18 protein-coding genes are annotated in these 17640 nt (G+C 48.6%); 2 read left to right on the forward strand and 16 right to left on the reverse strand.

Annotation, left to right across the window (positions count from 1 at the left end; translation table 11 throughout):
* Positions 1-24: 24 nt before the first annotated feature.
* The 6 genes from PRUTH_RS07985 to prmB form a co-directional block, all read right to left on the reverse strand.
* Positions 25-1581, reverse strand: coding sequence for an AbgT family transporter (locus tag PRUTH_RS07985; protein WP_151173004.1), 1557 nt, complete (start codon positions 1579-1581; stop codon positions 25-27).
* 143 nt (positions 1582-1724) lie between these two features.
* Positions 1725-2003, reverse strand: a complete 279-nt coding sequence (locus tag PRUTH_RS07990) for a YfcL family protein (RefSeq protein ID WP_151173005.1) — start codon at positions 2001-2003, stop codon at positions 1725-1727.
* A gap of 2 nt (positions 2004-2005) precedes the next feature.
* A complete protein-coding gene (locus PRUTH_RS07995; protein WP_151173006.1) occupies positions 2006-3133 on the reverse strand; it encodes an ATP-NAD kinase family protein in 1128 nt (375 codons plus the stop codon).
* Positions 3123-3677 (reverse strand): elongation factor P hydroxylase, encoded by a 555-nt coding sequence (locus PRUTH_RS08000; RefSeq protein WP_151173007.1) that lies wholly within the window; start codon positions 3675-3677, stop codon positions 3123-3125. The genes PRUTH_RS07995 and PRUTH_RS08000 overlap by 11 nt, the downstream gene beginning before the upstream one ends.
* Before the next feature lie 88 nt (positions 3678-3765).
* The gene (aroC, locus tag PRUTH_RS08005) at positions 3766-4863 is read right to left on the reverse strand and encodes a chorismate synthase (protein WP_022945746.1); all 1098 of its coding nucleotides are present in this window, start codon (positions 4861-4863) and stop codon (positions 3766-3768) included.
* A 42-nt stretch (positions 4864-4905) separates the two neighbouring features.
* Complete coding sequence (gene prmB / locus PRUTH_RS08010; RefSeq protein WP_022945747.1) at positions 4906-5841, reverse strand: 50S ribosomal protein L3 N(5)-glutamine methyltransferase; 936 nt, start codon at positions 5839-5841, stop codon at positions 4906-4908.
* An 88-nt stretch (positions 5842-5929) separates the two neighbouring features.
* Here prmB and smrB point away from each other — a divergent pair, with 88 nt between their 5' ends.
* The gene (smrB, locus tag PRUTH_RS08015) at positions 5930-6493 is read left to right on the forward strand and encodes an endonuclease SmrB (protein WP_151173008.1); all 564 of its coding nucleotides are present in this window, start codon (positions 5930-5932) and stop codon (positions 6491-6493) included.
* Here the strand turns inward: smrB and PRUTH_RS08020 are convergent.
* Both PRUTH_RS08020 and PRUTH_RS08025 read right to left on the reverse strand, forming a co-directional pair.
* A complete protein-coding gene (locus PRUTH_RS08020; RefSeq protein WP_045978184.1) occupies positions 6490-6915 on the reverse strand; it encodes a GNAT family N-acetyltransferase in 426 nt (141 codons plus the stop codon). The two genes, smrB and PRUTH_RS08020, sit on opposite strands and share 4 nt — an antisense overlap.
* On the reverse strand, positions 6912-9911 hold the full coding sequence (locus tag PRUTH_RS08025; RefSeq protein ID WP_151173009.1) for a bifunctional diguanylate cyclase/phosphodiesterase: 3000 nt from the start codon (positions 9909-9911) through the stop codon (positions 6912-6914). The genes PRUTH_RS08020 and PRUTH_RS08025 overlap by 4 nt, the downstream gene beginning before the upstream one ends.
* A 435-nt stretch (positions 9912-10346) precedes the next feature.
* Between PRUTH_RS08025 and PRUTH_RS08030 the strand changes: the two genes are divergently transcribed.
* Positions 10347-11504, forward strand: coding sequence for a chorismate mutase (locus PRUTH_RS08030; RefSeq protein ID WP_138547819.1), 1158 nt, complete (start codon positions 10347-10349; stop codon positions 11502-11504).
* A 69-nt stretch (positions 11505-11573) separates the two neighbouring features.
* Here the strand turns inward: PRUTH_RS08030 and tyrA are convergent, their stop codons facing one another.
* The 8 genes from tyrA to ffh form a co-directional block, all read right to left on the reverse strand.
* Entirely contained in the window at positions 11574-12713 is a 1140-nt protein-coding gene (gene tyrA / locus PRUTH_RS08035) for a bifunctional chorismate mutase/prephenate dehydrogenase (RefSeq protein ID WP_151173010.1), read from the reverse strand.
* Positions 12714-12929: 216 nt separating this feature from the next.
* The gene (rplS, locus tag PRUTH_RS08040; protein WP_022945752.1) at positions 12930-13289 is read right to left on the reverse strand and encodes a 50S ribosomal protein L19; all 360 of its coding nucleotides are present in this window, start codon (positions 13287-13289) and stop codon (positions 12930-12932) included.
* 44 nt (positions 13290-13333) lie between these two features.
* Positions 13334-14086: a tRNA (guanosine(37)-N1)-methyltransferase TrmD gene (gene trmD, locus PRUTH_RS08045; protein ID WP_022945753.1), complete on the reverse strand. Its 753-nt coding sequence runs from the start codon at positions 14084-14086 to the stop codon at positions 13334-13336.
* Positions 14086-14622, reverse strand: coding sequence for a ribosome maturation factor RimM (gene rimM / locus PRUTH_RS08050; protein WP_022945754.1), 537 nt, complete (start codon positions 14620-14622; stop codon positions 14086-14088). The genes trmD and rimM overlap by 1 nt, the downstream gene beginning before the upstream one ends.
* 17 nt (positions 14623-14639) lie before the next feature.
* Entirely contained in the window at positions 14640-14888 is a 249-nt protein-coding gene (rpsP, locus tag PRUTH_RS08055; RefSeq protein WP_045978188.1) for a 30S ribosomal protein S16, read from the reverse strand.
* Positions 14889-15065: 177 nt separating this feature from the next.
* Complete coding sequence (locus PRUTH_RS08060; protein WP_151173011.1) at positions 15066-15569, reverse strand: GNAT family N-acetyltransferase; 504 nt, start codon at positions 15567-15569, stop codon at positions 15066-15068.
* Positions 15559-16062 carry a DUF3750 domain-containing protein gene (locus PRUTH_RS08065; protein WP_151173722.1) on the reverse strand — a complete coding sequence of 168 codons (504 nt, stop codon included), beginning with the start codon at positions 16060-16062 and terminating at the stop codon, positions 15559-15561. The genes PRUTH_RS08060 and PRUTH_RS08065 overlap by 11 nt, the downstream gene beginning before the upstream one ends.
* A 135-nt stretch (positions 16063-16197) precedes the next feature.
* A complete protein-coding gene (ffh, locus tag PRUTH_RS08070) occupies positions 16198-17580 on the reverse strand; it encodes a signal recognition particle protein (protein ID WP_022945758.1) in 1383 nt (460 codons plus the stop codon).
* Between the last annotated feature and the right edge of the window lie 60 nt (positions 17581-17640).

The raw sequence follows: 17640 nt of genomic DNA on the forward strand, positions 1-17640 counted from the left end.
CGGCCTTTTTGCTGGGCTCACCCCTTAACCATAGGTATACGAAGATTGAATACCCAATGGAATATCTAAGCCCCAATAGGCTAGCAAGAAGATGCTCCAGCCAATCAAAAAGGCGATAGAGTAAGGCAACATCATCGCTATCAGCGTACCTATACCGGTATTTTTCACATACTTTTGGCAATACACCACCACCAGCGGGAAGTAAGGCATCAATGGCGTAATAATGTTTGAGCTTGAATCACCAACACGATAAGCAGCCTGAGTTAAATCAGGAGAGATATTAAGCTGCATTAACATTGGTACAAAGATAGGCCCAAGTAGTGCCCATTTCGCCGAGCTTGAGCCGACAAACAAGTTTACAAAGCCAGTTAAAAAGATAATACCGACAATAGTCACGCCACTTGGCAAGGACAAGGCTTTCAACACTGCTGCGCCCTCAATCGCCAGTAATGCACCCAGATTAGACTGTGCGAATGCGGCAATAAATAGTGCACAGAAGAACGCCATCACCACATAATAAGCCATCCCTTCCATGGCTTTGGTCATCGCCATCACCATGTCTTTTGAGGATTGGAAAGTACCGGCAACAAAGCCATACACCGCCCCTGGGATCCAGAACAATAAGAAAATAAGCGGTACGATGGATTGCATGATTGGTGCGCTAAAATCAGCCAGCTTGCCATTTTCGGCGCGCAGTGGTGAGTCACCTAAACTAGCTACATACGCTAACAGCGCCAAGCCTGCTAGCATCACGGCAGTGGCAATAAAGAAGGCTTTCTTTTCTTTCGAGGTCGCCGTTTCAAAAGCCGGCAATTCATCGGTGTTACCATCAACCGGAGAGTTCTTTAACCGTGGCTCGATAATCTTGTCGGTGATGTACCACCCCACCAAGACAATGAAGATACTCGACATTGAGGTAAAGTAGTAATTGTTAAGCGGGTTGATTTCCATTGTTGGGTTAATGATCTGCGCCGCACTTTGGGTAAAGCTTTGTAATAGCGGGTCGATACCTGAGGGAATAAAGTTAGCACTAAAGCCACCGCTCACACCGGCAAATGCCGCTGCGATACCCGCCAATGGGTGACGCCCCATGGCGTAGAAAATAACCCCGGCAAGTGGGATCACTAATACGTAGCCCGCGTCTGTCGCGGTATGCGATACAATACCGACCAAAATAATCATTGGTGTAAGTAAGGCTTGCGGAGTGCGTTTAAGCATCAGCTTAATGCCGGTATTGATATAGCCACTGTGCTCAGCAACGCCAACACCGAGCATCGCCACCAGCACCACACCTAATGGCGCAAAGCCGGTGAAGGTCTTCACCATCGAGGCGAGAAAGCCAGCCAAAGCATCGCCGGTGAGTAGGTTATTAACCACAATAGGCGCATTAGTGCGCGGGTCAATGACATCAAAGGTAACGCCTGAGAATACCCAAGAAAGCACCCAAATCAGTAACATAGAGAACAAGAAAATCATTGCCGGATCGGGCAACTTGTTCCCCACATGCTCAATAGTATTTAAAAAGCGCGCGATAGCGCCAGTTGGTGCAGCTCCTTGCTGGTCACCGTTATTATTATTCATTATCACTCCTTAGCTAAAGCGAGTGCGTGAACATCCGCCACGCAATTTCCACTGTGCAGACTACTGCAAAATGCCCATAAAGGCTATATAGACAAAAACACCAGCTAGCTGGTGTTTTTAGGTATTCGTGTAACGCTATGGGGCTAGTTGGCAAGCGCCTTAACTTGCTCCCAAATCACCACCACATGATCTCGGTCGGTGTCATCCAGCTCACCATTTTGATAGGCCTTTACCAAGCTTTCTTCCACCTGTTGGTTGAGCTCATCTGGGGTTAACGGCAAGTTCTCTACCTGTGCATAACCGACAGCCAAATCAAAGTGGCCGCGCAGATAACCGCCCGCGAAGAGCTGATCGTCATCGGCATTATCAACCAAATCATCAAAAAACTGCTGTGCCGCATCGACATACTGTGTGTAAGACATTACTACTCCTCAAAGTGGCCCACGGCGTAGAGCACATGGTCATTAAAGCCTGTGGTTATTTGTATATAACCGGATAATTCGTCGTCCAGTTCGCTGTCGCCGGTATCGCAAACCAATGGCCGCCCTTGCAGCGCTTGCAGTTTGCTTTTCGTAGCAACAACGATGATATTGTCTTTTCCTATAGCGCGAATAAGCGCTGGGCTCAGTTGCTGGTTGCCTCGACCGAATAAATGTCCTTGGCCACCAATAAGGGTAATAACCAGTTTGGTTGGCGCCTGCTCGACAGCACTGAGCAACTGCTGCGCGGTCATGTCCTGCCCGATTAACGCTTGATCTTGAACTAAATCCACCCCTAGCAAGGTGTTCTCTAGGCCCATTTCTTCCATGACGGCCGCAACCGTTGAGCCTGAACCCATAATGTACTGGTATTGTTCATCCATCTCGCTGACCACAAAGGCTGCGATGTCAGCAAGTACTAACTCATCGACTTCTTTACCGCCGGCATTTTTCACTGCTTGCACATAGCGTAACTCGCTGGGAACGCGCAGCTCGCCGTAGCGCTTGGCGCGCACTGCACCTTGGCGAAAAGCCTGCTCATCAATGTCCATAACATCACTTTCGCTGAGGGTCACCAGCTCACCTTTAACCAGCATTTCAACCACCCTACCCGCCGCTTTTGGGGTAATGGCATACACGCCTGAGTGAATTTTACAGCCCGCAGGAATGCCCAGCGCCGGCAGCGTATCATCAATGGCATGACAGATATTTCTGGCGGTGCCATCGCCTCCGGCAAACAATAATAAATCCACACCTATAGCCTGCAACGCTTTTGCCGCCAGCTCAGTGTCTTGAGCCGTGGTTGAGCGCTCACTGTGATACACCACTTCAACATCAAAGCCGAGCTCTTTGGCGACTTGTTCGCCCATGGAGTCATTGACAGTGTAAATACACAGTTGCTCGCGATACGCGAGGAGCTGCTCGAGGGCCGCACGGGTACGTAGGTTCGCTTTCGGCTCGGCGCCAAGGGCGATGGCTTTGGCTGCTGTCTGCGCACCGTCACTGCCTTTAAGCGCAACGGACCCCCCAAGCCCAGCCAAGGGATTAACAATTAAACCTAGTTTAAAGCGCATCGTGTTGCTCCTGTATACCCTGCCACTGCACCCGCTCTGGCGTCAGTGGGTAAGGTTGCTGATAATGCTGACTCAAGGCTTGCAATAGGCGCTCAGTGCGAGCATTAAAGCCCTGCTCAATAAGCCTGACTAACTTCTCGTACACCCGTTGCTGAAAACGAAATCGGCAGGTTTGTTCTCCTCCGAGATTATCCGCTGACACATTAAAGGGAAAACCCGCCGCCAAAGACAACGCCCATTCAATTGCTTGTGGATGCACTTCCACCTGCTCAAATGCCTGTTGTTGCTCTTTACTGCGACCATCAGGGCAGTACCAGTAACCGTAGTCTTCACGAGTTCTGCGCTCAGCACCGGCAACAAGCCAATGAGCAATCTCATGCAGAGCACTTGCGAAAAATCCATGGGCAAAGACAATCCGGTGATAACCGCACTGTTCGTCTGCGGGCAAGTAAATGGGCTCGTCCTCACCGCGCACCAAGCGGGTGGTGTAATCCGCATAAAACGTGCGCTCAAATAGCGCGATTAATTCATCAACGTGGTGCATAACAAAATTGAAAACAAAAACACCGCAGGATTGTACGGATTTTGCGAGGTAAAGTAAAAACGCAGCCCTGTTGGCTGCGTCACTTTATTTATTTTTGCCCTGGGATAGGCCCAAACTCATGGGCCACATGAGGGTTTTGCGCCCGTTGACGCAATAGGTGGTCCATCAAGGTAATGGCCATCATCGCCTCAGCAATAGGCACCGCACGAATACCTACGCAAGGGTCATGACGGCCTTTAGTGATCATTTCTACCGCCTCATTGCGAGTGTTAATACTCTGTCCCACCACGGTAATGCTTGACGTGGGCTTGAGGGCGATGCTGGCAACGATATCTTGGCCGGTAGAGATGCCCGCTAACACACCGCCAGCATGATTAGAGGTAAAGCCTTGTGGAGTGAGCTCATCGCGACCTTGAGAGCCTTTTTGCTCGACCACGGCAAAGCCATCACCAATCTCCACCCCTTTAACCGCGTTGATGCTCATCAATGAGTGCGCCAGTTCTGCATCAAGACGGTCAAACACAGGCTCGCCCAAACCTACCGGCACACTTTTAGCCACGACCGTGACCTTTGCGCCGATGGAGTCGCCCTGCTTTTTTAAATCTCGCATATACTCATCAAGGGCATCAATTTGACTGGCATCAGGGAAGAAAAAAGCATTGTTATGCACTTCATTCCAATCATACTGCTGCGCTTTAATAGGCCCTAGTTGCGATAAGCACCCTTGCACCTCGATACCGTGAAATTGCTTCAGGTACTTTTTCGCTATTGCCCCCGCAGCGACGCGAATAGCGGTTTCTCTGGCTGAAGAGCGCCCCCCACCACGGTAATCACGCACACCATATTTATGCCAATAGCTGTAATCACCATGGCCTGGGCGAAACACATCTTTAATTTTGCTGTAGTCTTTGGAGCGTTGATCGGTGTTTTCAATCACCAGGCCAATACTGGTGCCGGTCGTTTTGCCTTCAAACACCCCAGAGAGAATTTTCACCTCATCCGCCTCTCGGCGCGCCGTAGTGTAGCGGCTTTGCCCCGGTTTGCGCCGGTCTAAGTCGTGTTGTAAGTCAGCCTCATTAAGCTCCAGCCCTGGTGGGCAGCCATCGACCACTCCCCCTAGCGCTGGCCCGTGGCTTTCGCCAAAGGTAGAGAGCTTAAATAGCTGCCCTATACTGTTACCTGCCATGTTCTTTCCTCATTCCAAAAATGGCGTTACCTAGTAGCTAATCTAGCTGCCAAAGTGGGCATCTAAATCGGCTTTTGAAATCATAAACACCCCTAAACCACCCTGCTCAAACTCAAGCCATGTGAAGGGTACCTCGGGGTATAGCGCTTCCATGTGTACCATAGAGTTGCCCACCTCAACAAATAATAAACCGTTATCCGTTAGATGCTGCGCTGCGTTAGCAAGTAACTGGCGGGTCACATCCAAGCCATCTTCACCCGAAGCCAGCCCTAACTCCGGTTCATGGTGAAACTCTTGAGGTAAATCGCCCATATCCTCAGCATCAACATAAGGCGGGTTAGCAATGATCAAGTCGTACTTTTCTTGGCCTACGCCGCTAAATACATCGGATAAAATCGGTAATACCCTATCTTGCAGCTGATAATCCTGGATATTGATATCTGCCACGGCCAGTGCATCAGGGGAGATGTCCACAGCATCCACCAGCGCATTTTCAAATGCCTGCGCTAAGGCTATGGCGATACAGCCTGAGCCAGTACACATATCGAGTATACGCATTACATTTTCGGGCTCTTGCACCCAAGGTGAAAACTGCTGCGAGATGAGCTCTGCAAACGGTGAGCGCGGCACTAATACCCGCTCATCTACATAAAATGGCATGCCAGCGAAATATGCTTGATTGGTTAGATATGCCACGGGTGTGCGCTCATTAATACGTTTTGCAATCAGCACACTCAAATGCAGCTTTTCAGCTGTGGTTAAACGGCTACTAAGAAGCGTGTTCGGCGCATCCATAGGTAAATGCAGTGCCGGTAATACCAGAGCTACAGCTTCATCCCAGGCATTATCAGTACCATGGCCAAAGAATAAGCCATGACCACTAAACTGACTTGTGGCCCAACGCAGCCAATCATTGATAGTTTCTAAGGTGTGCTCAGCATCTTCGCGCTGGGCGTCGGTTAGCAAAATGTCGCTCATGTTTGTAAACGCTCGTTATCCCTTAATAGCGCCATTGTAGCGTGTTTAACGCTAGGTTTTTATGCTTTTTTTGGTTAAACTCTCGACCATGAAAAAACAGCAACCAACAGCACCTGACGCACAGCCATTGTCGCAACAGGACATCGATTTATTTCGCCAAAGCATTGGCGCCACCAAGCGGGTCAAAAATGACACCGTGCGTTTGACTGAGCAACAGAAAAAGCCGATCGCTCAGCGCCAACAAGTGGAGCGCCAAAGTAATACCGAATTCTACTTTTCAGACGAGTATATTCCCGACATAGACACACACAGTACCATCAGCTATGTCAAAGCAGGAGAAGACCGCTACCTGGCAAAGCAGCTGCGTCGTGGCGATTACAATCCGGAACTGATCCTCGACTTGCACGGCCTCAACAAAGAAACGGTCAAACAGGAGTTAGCAGCGCTGATCAGCGCTTGCAAAAAACAGCATGTGGCCTGTGCGTGTGTAGTGCATGGCATTGGTGAGCGGGTGTTAAAGCACAAAGTGCCGCAATATCTGGTGCAGCATCCTGATGTGATTGCCATGCACCAAGCGCCACTAGAATATGGCGGTAAAGGGGCATTATTAATTCTTATTGACTTGCCCGTGGATGTCAGCCCGCTTCTTTAGGCTTGGTATATATCGGCATTATGACGCTGCATCAAAATGCTTGGGTCATCAATGGCGTTAAAGCCAAACTGACGATATAAATCGTGCGCATCGAAGGTGGCGAGCATAAAACGCCGCAACCCTTGCAGCTCAGGATGGGCGACCACCTCAGCAATAAGCGCTTTGCCTATCCCCTGCCCTTGATAATGCTGCAATACAAACACATCAGCCAGATAAGCGAATGTGGCGTAATCCGTGGTCACGCGGGCAAAGGCTACTTGCTCGCCCCGCTGGTTATAGGCGCCAAAGCATAAGGAGTTATCGATGGCACGACGCATCACCGCAGCAGGAATATCTTTAGCCCAGTAAGTGCGGCTTATAAACCCGTGAATCACGTCAAACTGCAGCTTTGCTTTGTCTGTATCTATATGCACTGAACTCATGGGGCTTCCACTTCGAGGTGTTCAGGCAACGCATTGACCGCTCCCTCTTCCAGCGGACGACTAAAGTAATAGCCCTGCACAATAAAACAGTTATTGGCTTTCAAAAACTCCATTTGTTCTTTCGTTTCAACCCCTTCGGCAACAACATTGAGGTTTAATTTTTGTGCCATAGCAATAATAGCTGCGGTGATCTCCATGTCATTAGAGTCTTCAGGGATATCTTGCACAAAAGAGCGATCCACTTTCAGCACATCAACCGGGAAACGTTTTAAATAGCTTAGCGACGAGTAGCCGGTGCCAAAGTCATCAATGGAAATAGACACGCCCAAACGCTTCATTTCAAGCAACTGCGAAATAGCGGTATCGACGTCTCCCATTAACATAGATTCAGTGAGCTCAAGGTGGAGCTTGTCAGGGGCAATGCCAGATTCACGCAAGGTTTTACTCATAGTGGCAATGAGGTTGGCGTCTTGGAACTGCCGCGCTGATAAGTTCACTGATACATTGGCTTCAAGACCGGCTTTAGCTCGACGCGCCGAGAATGCGCACGCCTCGCGCATCACCCACTCGCCAAGCTCAACAATGAGTCCTGTGGCTTCAGCGATGGGAATAAACTTAAATGGTGAAATGGGACCTTGCACAGGGTGAGTCCAGCGAACCAATGCCTCAAAACCGAGAATACGGCCATCACGGCTATCAACCTGTGGCTGGTAATGAAGATGAAATTGACTATCACGGATCCCTTGGCGTAGCTCATTCTCTATGTATAAGCGCTCGTTTGCAGCAGCGTTAAGCTCTTTGGAGTAGAAATGATAGGTATTTTTGCCTTTTGCCTTAGCCTCGTACATTGCCAAATCAGCGTACTTAAGCAATTGATCCTCTTCGCTACTGTCATCGGGCGCCATGGTAATACCAATACTGGCACTCACAATCACCTCGTTATTGCCGAGCTGAATAGGCTGATTAAGAGTGCGCTGAATGGTGTTAGCGACTTCTTTTGCACGCTCATGACTTTCAATACCACTGAGTAATACCGCAAATTCATCACCGCCTAAACGGGCAATGGTGTCTTCGGTACGAAGGCGGTTTTTGAGGCGCCGAGCTACTTCTACCAGCAATTGGTCACCGACATCATGGCCCAAGGTGTCATTAATGCGTTTAAATTCATCAAGGTCGAAGTAAAACAAGGCAAAAGCATAATGCCCTCTATCCGCGAGCGCCATCGACTTACGTAGCTGCATGCGGAAGAAAGTACGGTTGGCCAAACCGGTAAGGGTATCAAAATAAGCCAGCTGCTCCATTTTGCGCTGACTCTCTTTTACAAAGGAAATGTCTTGCGCGGAAACGACGTAGCTATCGACATCCCCTTCCTCATTACGGATGGGAGAAATACTGAGCGATACCCATATGGCTCGACCATCAATGTGCTGCAGCATGGTGTCACCACGCCAATAATTACGTGAGCGTAAGTCAAACTCAATGTCTTCGTTGAGAATCGCCATTTCCCGGGCAATAACACTGAGTAATTTGGCCTCAATGAAGTGCTCTTCGCTGTACCCGGTCATCTCCAGCATTTTCGGGTTCACATACTCAATTTGCAGTTGATAGTTGGTGATCAACACCCCAGTACCAGAGTAAGCGACCGCTTTAGAGAGCCGGTTGGCAGCCTGTTCGGCCACTTCTTTTTCTTTAATACGCTGATTAAGCCCGGTGATGGTGTTACTCAGCTCGACACTCATGTCTTTAAATGAGCCATTGAGAACGCCTATTTCATCTTTACTCTCTGGCGGGAAGTCGGTGTCCATTTTGCCTTTGCCAAAGCTGGATACCGCATTCACAAGCAAATAAATGCGCCGAAGCACGAGCTGATACAAAGCTTGGTGTAGTAGCAGAGCAACGAGAATGGCGTAGAGAATAAACAGCCCTAAGAACTTTATTTGCAATGCCTCAAGCGCTTCTAAAGCACTGGATTGCTTGCGGTAAATACCCACGTACCAATCCAGCCCTTCAACTTTGCGAATCGTGGTGAGGTAATTCTCTCCCTCGTAACTGAATTGCTCTGTCACCGTTGGCAGTTTTAAGCGCAGCGCCCCACTGACTAATTCAACCAGTTTAGGGTTAATAAAGTCAGACATGCGTAGCGGTTTACCTTGGCGGCCATAGCGCTGGTAGGTGGCATTGTCTAAGCGCGGGTGAGCCAATAACTGTCCCTGTGCATCAACAACAAACATCTGCTGATGTGGGTCATCTATTGGCAAGTATTCGAGTAATTTATCCAGTTCTAAATCCGCACCTGTTAACGCAACGTGCTGATCCTGCTTATAAATGGGTGTGACAATACTGACAATCCATTTACCCCAGATAGGGTCGTAGTACACCGGCGTCCACACTGCCTGACGGGTGGGGTTATTTTGCTCATTAACGCGATCGAAATTCAATGAATTCACGGCGCGATAATCCGCTGGCACATCCAATGCCCAGTTCGGCGGCGCCACTCGGACAAAGTCATCCTCGGTCAGCAAATAGAAATTAAAATAGTCTTGAATCAACGTGGGCGAGATGACCTGCCAAAGCTGCTCTGATTTTGCAAACAGTCGCTCGTAGGCAGGTGAATAGTTCTTTTTCGGGATGATGGCAGCAGAAAGGCCATCATCAGACATGCTGCGCAGCGTTAGTTCATCGGTAATTATAAATTGAGGTGACTTAAAGGAAGCGTTGGTGTTGGTGTGAGTGAATAAAGCGCGTTTAACGACCTCGTTGGCCTGCTCAGCAATGTTGGTTTTGGTATCAATAAAACGGCCAAACTGACCGATAAAACGTGCACTATATTGGTTTAACTGTTCATGCTCTTCAAACATCAACTGCTTTTGCTCTGACTTGAGCATCAGCACCGCCGCAAAAATACCGGCAATCAAACAAATAGCAGAGATCAATGCCGAGAGCTTGATGCTGAGGGAATGAATGCCAAACCGAGATGGCGGACGCCTGTAGACCACTGCCTATCCTTTTTAAGTCTCTGGATTAATGTACTTTTAGCCAGCTAGCAAATATAACAGGCCTCAGGCACTTATATAAACCTTTTTCGTGGAATAATTGATTGCACGGTATTGCAGCCCATACAAAGGTATGAGCTATAACACCGCGTTGCTAGTTCGCATAGTATTTGTAACACAATAACGTTTTCTACTCACCTAGTTTACCGGCGCTAAGACATTAAATTGAGAAATATCAAATTAGCCCGATTTAGCTGTTGACTTGCATAGAGTGGAACCAGTAGATTGAAAGTATGAACAGTATCTCTTTCGTATTTTTTCGCTTTTTTATCTTCCGCCCTTGTTAGGGAGGCCGATAGCGAGTACGTGAGATTCACCTTATGCTAAAGCCTCCCCACCGGGAGGCTTTTTTCGTTTTGGGAATGAGGAAACCTAATAATGACTAACGAAACGCTGCATGCATTGCGCCGGGATATTAACGAAATAGACTCCGAACTTTTGATTTTGCTGGCTAAACGCCGCCGTATCGCACACTCCGTTGTGGAGTATAAAATTAACAACAATAAACCCATACGTGATGAAGCCCGGGAACAGGCACTGCTGGAGAACTTGATAAGTTATGGCAAATCCTTAGGGTTAGACGCTTATTATATCAACAATGTGTTCCAGCGTATTTTAGAGGACTCGGTGTTGCACCAACAGGCCATGTTGCAACAAAACCTCAACCCCGAAGCCCTAGGGACGACCAACCGAGTCACTTACTTAGGAGGGCAAGGCTCGTACTCGCAACTGGCCGTACATAAGTATTTCAGCCGCCGCCCAGGCAAGCTCGTAGAACTTGGTTGTTCACAATTTGATGAAATCACCGGCGCAGTGGAAAAAGGCCAAGCAGACTTTGGCGTACTGCCTATTGAAAATACCAGCTCTGGCAGTATTAATGAGGTGTTTGACCTCTTGCAACATGCCCAAGTGTCGATTGTCGGTGAAGTAACCCACAGCGTTGAGCACTGTGTATTAGCCAAACCAGGGACTGAGCTGGCCGATATCAATAAGCTCTTTGGTCACCCTCAGCCATTCGCTCAGTGCAGCCGGTTTATTCAAGGGTTAGATCAGGTTCAGCTCGAGCATTGCGACTCCACCACCAGTGCAATGAAGGCAGCGCTTGAGTGCGAGCACAGCGCGGCAATTGGCTCGGCGCAGGCCGGCAAGCATTTAGGGTTAGAGGTGCTGCAAACGGCGATTGCTAATCAAAGTGAAAACCACAGCCGCTTCATTGTGGTTGCCCGCAAACCGCTTCAGGTATCAATGCAAATCCCCACAAAAACGTCGCTAATTATGTCAACCTCGCAGCAAGTGGGCGCCTTAGCTGATGCTCTGATGATTTTCAAACAGCGTGAGATTAACTTAGTGAAACTAGAATCTCGCCCGGTGCCAGGCAACCCTTGGGAAGAAGTGTTTTATGTCGACTTAGAAGCGAACATCGACGACCCTAATGTTAATCAAGCCTTAGAAGAGCTTAAACCCTTCACTGAGTTTATTCGCGTTTTAGGCTGCTACCAAAGTGAATCGCTTAAAGCGGTTACGCCAAAAATGTAATCCTGTCTGTGTAGAAAGGCGCCATCAATGCCTTTCTACACACGGAACACATCTTTGATAAAGCAAATACTAACCTAACACCTTGGCATCATTAGCTTTATTTAACAAAGCTCGGCTTTGGCTTAAGAACTGATCGCTGGCATCACTAAAGAACACTTTTGCATCAGAGAATGCGGTCATTAACGCCTCTTTGTCTTTATCACGCAGCATGCTTAAAGTATGTTCATAGGTATTTTTATACGCCTCCAAGAGCGGCTCTACGCGCTCAAACTGCGCAAGCATGATGTCGCTATACAGCTCCGGGCTTTGTGCAAACAAACGGCCCACCATCATTAATTCCAGCTGATAGATAGGGGACGAGCAATCGCGAATTTCTGCTAAGCTATGTTCTTGTTTAGCTAGAAACTGGCCATATACGAAGGTGGTTAAGTGGCGCATAACCTGGATTATTTGCATGGCTTCGTCGTGTTTGCGTGCGCTCATAGTGACAAGTTGACATCCCCACACTTTAAGCTGAGCCAACAACGCCTCACCTGCTTCACTCTCTACGTCTTTGCACACCACCACAGTTTGTTTAACCCAGTGGCTAATATCTGGTCCAAACATCGGGTGCAAGCCCAATACCGGACCGCTGTGTTTGTTGGTCAGCGCCGCTAAGGGCTTTTCTTTCACAGACGTAATATCAACTAGCAAGGCATCTTCGTCCAAAGCAGGAAGGTTGGCGACAACCTCCTCTACGGCGTTGATAGGTACACTAATAAGCACACATTTAGCGCCTTTGAGTAACTTTGCAGCTTCGCCACTTTGCTGTTCTTGGCGGTCAATAATACGCACCTCAACACCACTACGGGTAAGCTGCTTAGCAAATAGTTGCCCCATCGCTCCACGACCACCGACAATCGCCACCGGATTGAGCGACTTACAAACACAAGCCAACTCACTTTGTTGGTTTTGATAGGCCTCTCGCATCATGCGCCGCAAAATATCTTCGACCAAGTCAGGGTTAACCGCCGCTTCTTCAGCCTCTTTACGCCGCGCCGCGATCAACGCCGCCTCGCGTTCGGGGGCATGCAAAGAAGCGCCGCTTTGTTGCTTTATTTTGCCTACCTGCTCGGTGATTTGGTTACGCTTGGCAAGGAGGCGAACGAGTTCGGTATCACAGGCATCGATTTGATTGCGAAGTTGGGCTAGCTGCTGCTCTGAGGTCATGATGTAAACTTAAAATTACACTTGGTAAACTAATTAATACATCGATAGTAGCAATATTAGTAAGTCAGGAAAAGGGGCAAGAGGTAACGAGGTGTTGAATAATATGCGAGGAGCCACCTGCAGCGAGAGGAAGCATAAGGCGCTGCCTATAAAAACCAAAGCGGGCCAGCTATTACTAGCTGGCCCGCTTTATCACGTCTTAGTAAAACGCGCGTATTAATTAAGTTTTTCTTTAATACGTGCAGACTTACCAGAACGCTCACGCAAGTAGTAAAGTTTCGCGCGACGTACTGCACCGCGACGCTTAACTGTGATGCTATCTACAAGTGGGCTGTGCGTTTGGAATACACGCTCAACGCCTTCACCGCTTGAAATCTTACGCACGGTGAATGCAGAGTGTAGGCCACGGTTACGCTTAGCGATTACAACACCTTCAAAGGCCTGTAGACGCTCTTTGTTACCCTCTTTTACACGTACCTGTACAACAACTGTGTCACCAGCGCCGAAGCTTGGTACGTCTTGCTTAAGCTGTTCAGCTTCAAGCTCTTTAATAATATTTTGGTTTACTTTTGCCATTTTATTTCTCACTTTCCTAGGTGTAACTGTCTTCTAGCCACAAGCTATGAGTTTTCTTGCTGATATTCAGCGAGTAACTGCGCTTGCTCCTCAGTCAGAGCTAGGTTTTGCAACAAGTCTGGACGTCTTTGCCAAGTTCTCCCTAATGACTGCTTTTGCCGCCATTTTGCGATTGCTTGGTGGTTACCACTGAGTAGAATCGGTGGAACCGCTTTGCCATCCAATATCTCTGGCCGGGTATAGTGCGGACAATCGAGCAAGCCATCCGAAAATGAATCTTGCTCAGCCGATTGGTTATGACCTAACACCCCTGGCACTAATCGCGCAACAGCGTCAATTAATGTCATGGCCGGTAGTTCACCGCCGCTGAGGATAAAATCCCCAATCGACCATTCTTCATCGATATAGGATTCGATGAGCCGTTCATCTATACCTTCATAACGACCAGCTACTAAAATCAGTTTGTCGCACTGAGCGAGCTCTTGTGCGCCTTGCTGATCTAGTTTTCGCCCTTGTGGGGACATGTAAATTACCTTAGCGCCCTCGCCTGCCGCAGCTTTCGCATCGAGTATGGCCTGCTTCAATGGTTCAACCATCATCAACATGCCTGGACCTCCACCATAAGGGCGATCGTCCACGGTACGATGCTTATCCGTTGCATAATCGCGCGGGTTCCAGCAGTGAAAGTCGATTAAACCACGTTTCACTGCGCGGCCTGTTACGCCCTGCTCAGTAATTGCCGAAAACATCTCTGGAAAGAGGCTTATTACCCCCATCCAAAACGGTGTTTGTGCCATTAAAAGCCTGGGTCCCAGTCCACAGTAATCTGACGCTCGTCATGGTCCACATTGATAATGACCGAATCGGTCAAAAATGGGATTAAACGCTCGCCTTTGCCGAATGCATCTTTACTGTTTGCTTTCACAACCAGCACATCATTCGAGCCTGTCTCCATCAAGTCATCAACTTGACCTAAGTCATAACCTTTTGTGGTTACCACGGCCATGCCGATGAGATCTCGCCAATAAAACTCCCCTTCGGGAAGCTCTGGTAATTGCGCCACTTCAACCGAGATTTCCGCATTGGTCATAGCCATTGCTTGGTCACGGTCATTAATTTGCGCAAACTTGGCGATAAAGCCTTTGTTGTGGCGACGCCAGTCACTCACTTCAAAGGTTTGCCATTTACCTTGTTGCCCTATCAACCATGGGCTGAAATCGAAGATCCCTTGGGGATCATCAGTAAATGAATGCACCTTAAGCCAACCCTTGATCCCATACGGGGCTCCGAGTTTGCCAACGACGATTGTTGAGGCTTGCTCTTGTTGACTCATGGTTACACTTACGCCTATTAAGCCGCTTTACGAGCGTCTTTAACTAGCTTTGCTACGCGATCTGAAAGAGACGCGCCTTGGCCTACCCAGTGATCAACACGGGCAAGGTCTAGACGAAGTTTTTCTTCCTGACCAGCAGCAATAGGGTTAAAGAAACCTACTTTCTCGATGAAACGACCGTCACGCGAGAAACGGCTATCCGCAACCACAATTTGATAGAAAGGACGCTTCTTAGCGCCACCACGTTGCAAACGAATAGTTACCATACCGTCCTCTAAATAGATTGACTGTTTTCATTAATAAGTGAAACTTCCCCATACAGGGAAGCTCGGGAATTGTACGAATTTTTTGCCACAATGCAAGTAAGAACTGCATTAAATACGTGGTTTGTGTGGGTTAAATGATGATCCTGGCTTTTGAGCTGTCGCTAAAGGCCGGTTTGTTCAGCGTATGTCGTCAAGTAATAGCCCATAAATAAGGCCATCAAAACGCTGGCCCTGCTTCACTATCGCTTGCCTTAGTCGTCCTTCGAGGACAAAGCCACAGCGCGTTAACAGCGCCTGAGAACCTTTATTCCCTGCAAATACGACTGCATGCAGGCGCAGTAAATCAGTTCCATGAGCGAGCTTGCTTAATAGCTGTTGCAGCGCTTCACTCGCAAAGCCTTGGCGCCAATAAGGCTGACCCAGCCAATAACCTACCTCAGCTGATTTAGCGTACTCGAACTGCCCCACTGTGGCACTGATACAGCCAATCAACTCATTATCGTGCTCAATGGCATAGATGTGCTCGCTTTGAGCGCCCTCTCGAACCCACCAAGTGGCATCCGCCTCAGTGTAAGGATAGGGGATTTTGGGCGATAAGAAACGTTGTACCTGGGCATTATTGAGCAAAGACACTAACGCGTGCTCATCGCCTTGGGCAAAACGACGTAAGCTAATCGCCATAACCGCTGCCAATAGCACTAAAAGGCATCGCCAGTTCAAGTTCGGGAACTTGCCTGCCTATCCATGCGGGAAAGGTATTGCTGTTCGGCCCTGGAAAGAGCGTGTATTCGTTTACCCATGGATACTGCTGCGCAGCCGCTTGGATTTTAGGAATAAGCTCTGCTGCTTTGGCGCCGCTGACCATATGAAATTTATCCGGTTTAGCACCGTACCAGTAACGATCAGGTGTGGATGTTTTATAGCTGCGCAAAGCCGGTCGACCTTGGTCCACGCCCCAGCCAACCACTTCATACACTGTATACTGCTGTGCCCCCTGCTCTTTTATTGCAAGCCAAGTATGCACGGCAAACCAACCACGCCAGCTGAATGCATCAGCGGCATAAAACTCAATCACCGCCTCCGGTTCACTCACCGGCTGCGCAATGCCTGCACTTTCACGACTGGCAGTACGCCAATCCGTACTAGTACAGCCGACCAATACCCAAAAAAGCATGGTAATAACTAGCGCTCTCACATCAACCTCGCTTGTTATATTGATATAGAACCTACTATTTCACCGCTTAACGCGCTTTGCAACGCAAAAAAAAAGCGCGACGGTTGTCACGCTTTTTTTATATAACGCATTGGCTCAGAACTTAGGGCCGCCGGGGCCACCCATCATTCCTGGTGGCATCATCCCTTTCATGCCGCGCATCATTTTCATCATGCCACCTTTGCCTTTCATCTTTTTCATCATTTTCTGCATCTGTGTAAATTGCTTCAGCAGCTTGTTGATGTCTTGCACTTGTGTGCCAGAGCCCGCAGCAATACGCTTTTTGCGTGAGCCTTTAATAATTTCCGGACGCGCGCGCTCTTTCGGTGTCATGGAGTTGATAATGGCTTCCATTTGCACAAATGTTTTGTCGTTAACTTGCCCTTTTACTCCTTCAGGTAAGTTACTCATGCCTGGCAACTTATCAAGCATGGACATCATGCCACCCATGTTTTTCATTTGTCGCAGTTGGTCGGCAAAGTCCTCTAATGTAAAGCCGCTGCCTTTAAAGACCTTATCCGCCACTTTTGCAGCTTTGTCTTTATCGACCTTCATTTCCACTTCTTCGATAAGAGACAAAACGTCGCCCATACCGAGAATACGCGACGCAACACGGTCGGGGTGGAACGGCTCTAGAGCATCGCTACGCTCACCAACACCGATAAACTTAATGGGTTTACCGGTAATATGGCGAATCGATAGCGCGGCACCACCACGGGCATCACCATCGGTCTTAGTTAAGATCACGCCACTAAGTGGCAGTGCTTCATCAAAAGCTTTCGCGGTATTCGCCGCATCTTGACCAGTCATGGAATCAACCACGAACAGCGTTTCAATTGGGTTAATAGCACTGTGCAGTGCTTTAATCTCGCTCATCATGTCTTCATCAACGTGAAGACGACCGGCGGTATCCACTAACACCACATCAATAAACTTTTTCTTGGCGTGAGCAATGGCGCCATTGGCGATATCAACTGGGTCTTGCGAGGTGTCGCTGGGGAAAAACTCGACATCTACTTCGGATGCTAGAGTTTCAAGCTGTTTAATTGCCGCTGGTCGATAAATATCGGCACTCACCACCAATACCGACTTTTTCTTGCGCTCTTTTAGGAACTTCGCCAACTTGCCAACACTGGTGGTTTTACCCGCCCCTTGTAAGCCAGCCATCATAATGACTGCGGGCGGCTGGGCATTGAGGTTAAGTTCTTCGTTAGCCTCGCCCATGGCTTTTTCAAGCTCTTCACGGACTATTTTGACAAACACTTGGCCAGGAGTCAGGCTTTTAGTCACCTCTGTGCCAACGGCACGCTCTTTGACTTGCTTGACGAAATCACGAACAACGGGCAAAGCGACGTCAGCTTCAAGCAAAGCCATACGCACTTCACGCAGCGTCTCTTTAATATTGTCTTCAGTGAGGCGGCCACGGCCACTGATGGTTTTTAGGGTCTTCCCTAATCGTTCCTGCAGATTTTCAAACATCGCTAACGATTCCGTTGCTACTTACATTTTCGCCGATTATAACTGAAAGCGGGGGGCAAA

The organism is Pseudoalteromonas ruthenica (assembly GCF_008808095.1).
GTDB classification, from domain to species: Bacteria; Pseudomonadota; Gammaproteobacteria; order Enterobacterales; family Alteromonadaceae; genus Pseudoalteromonas; species Pseudoalteromonas ruthenica.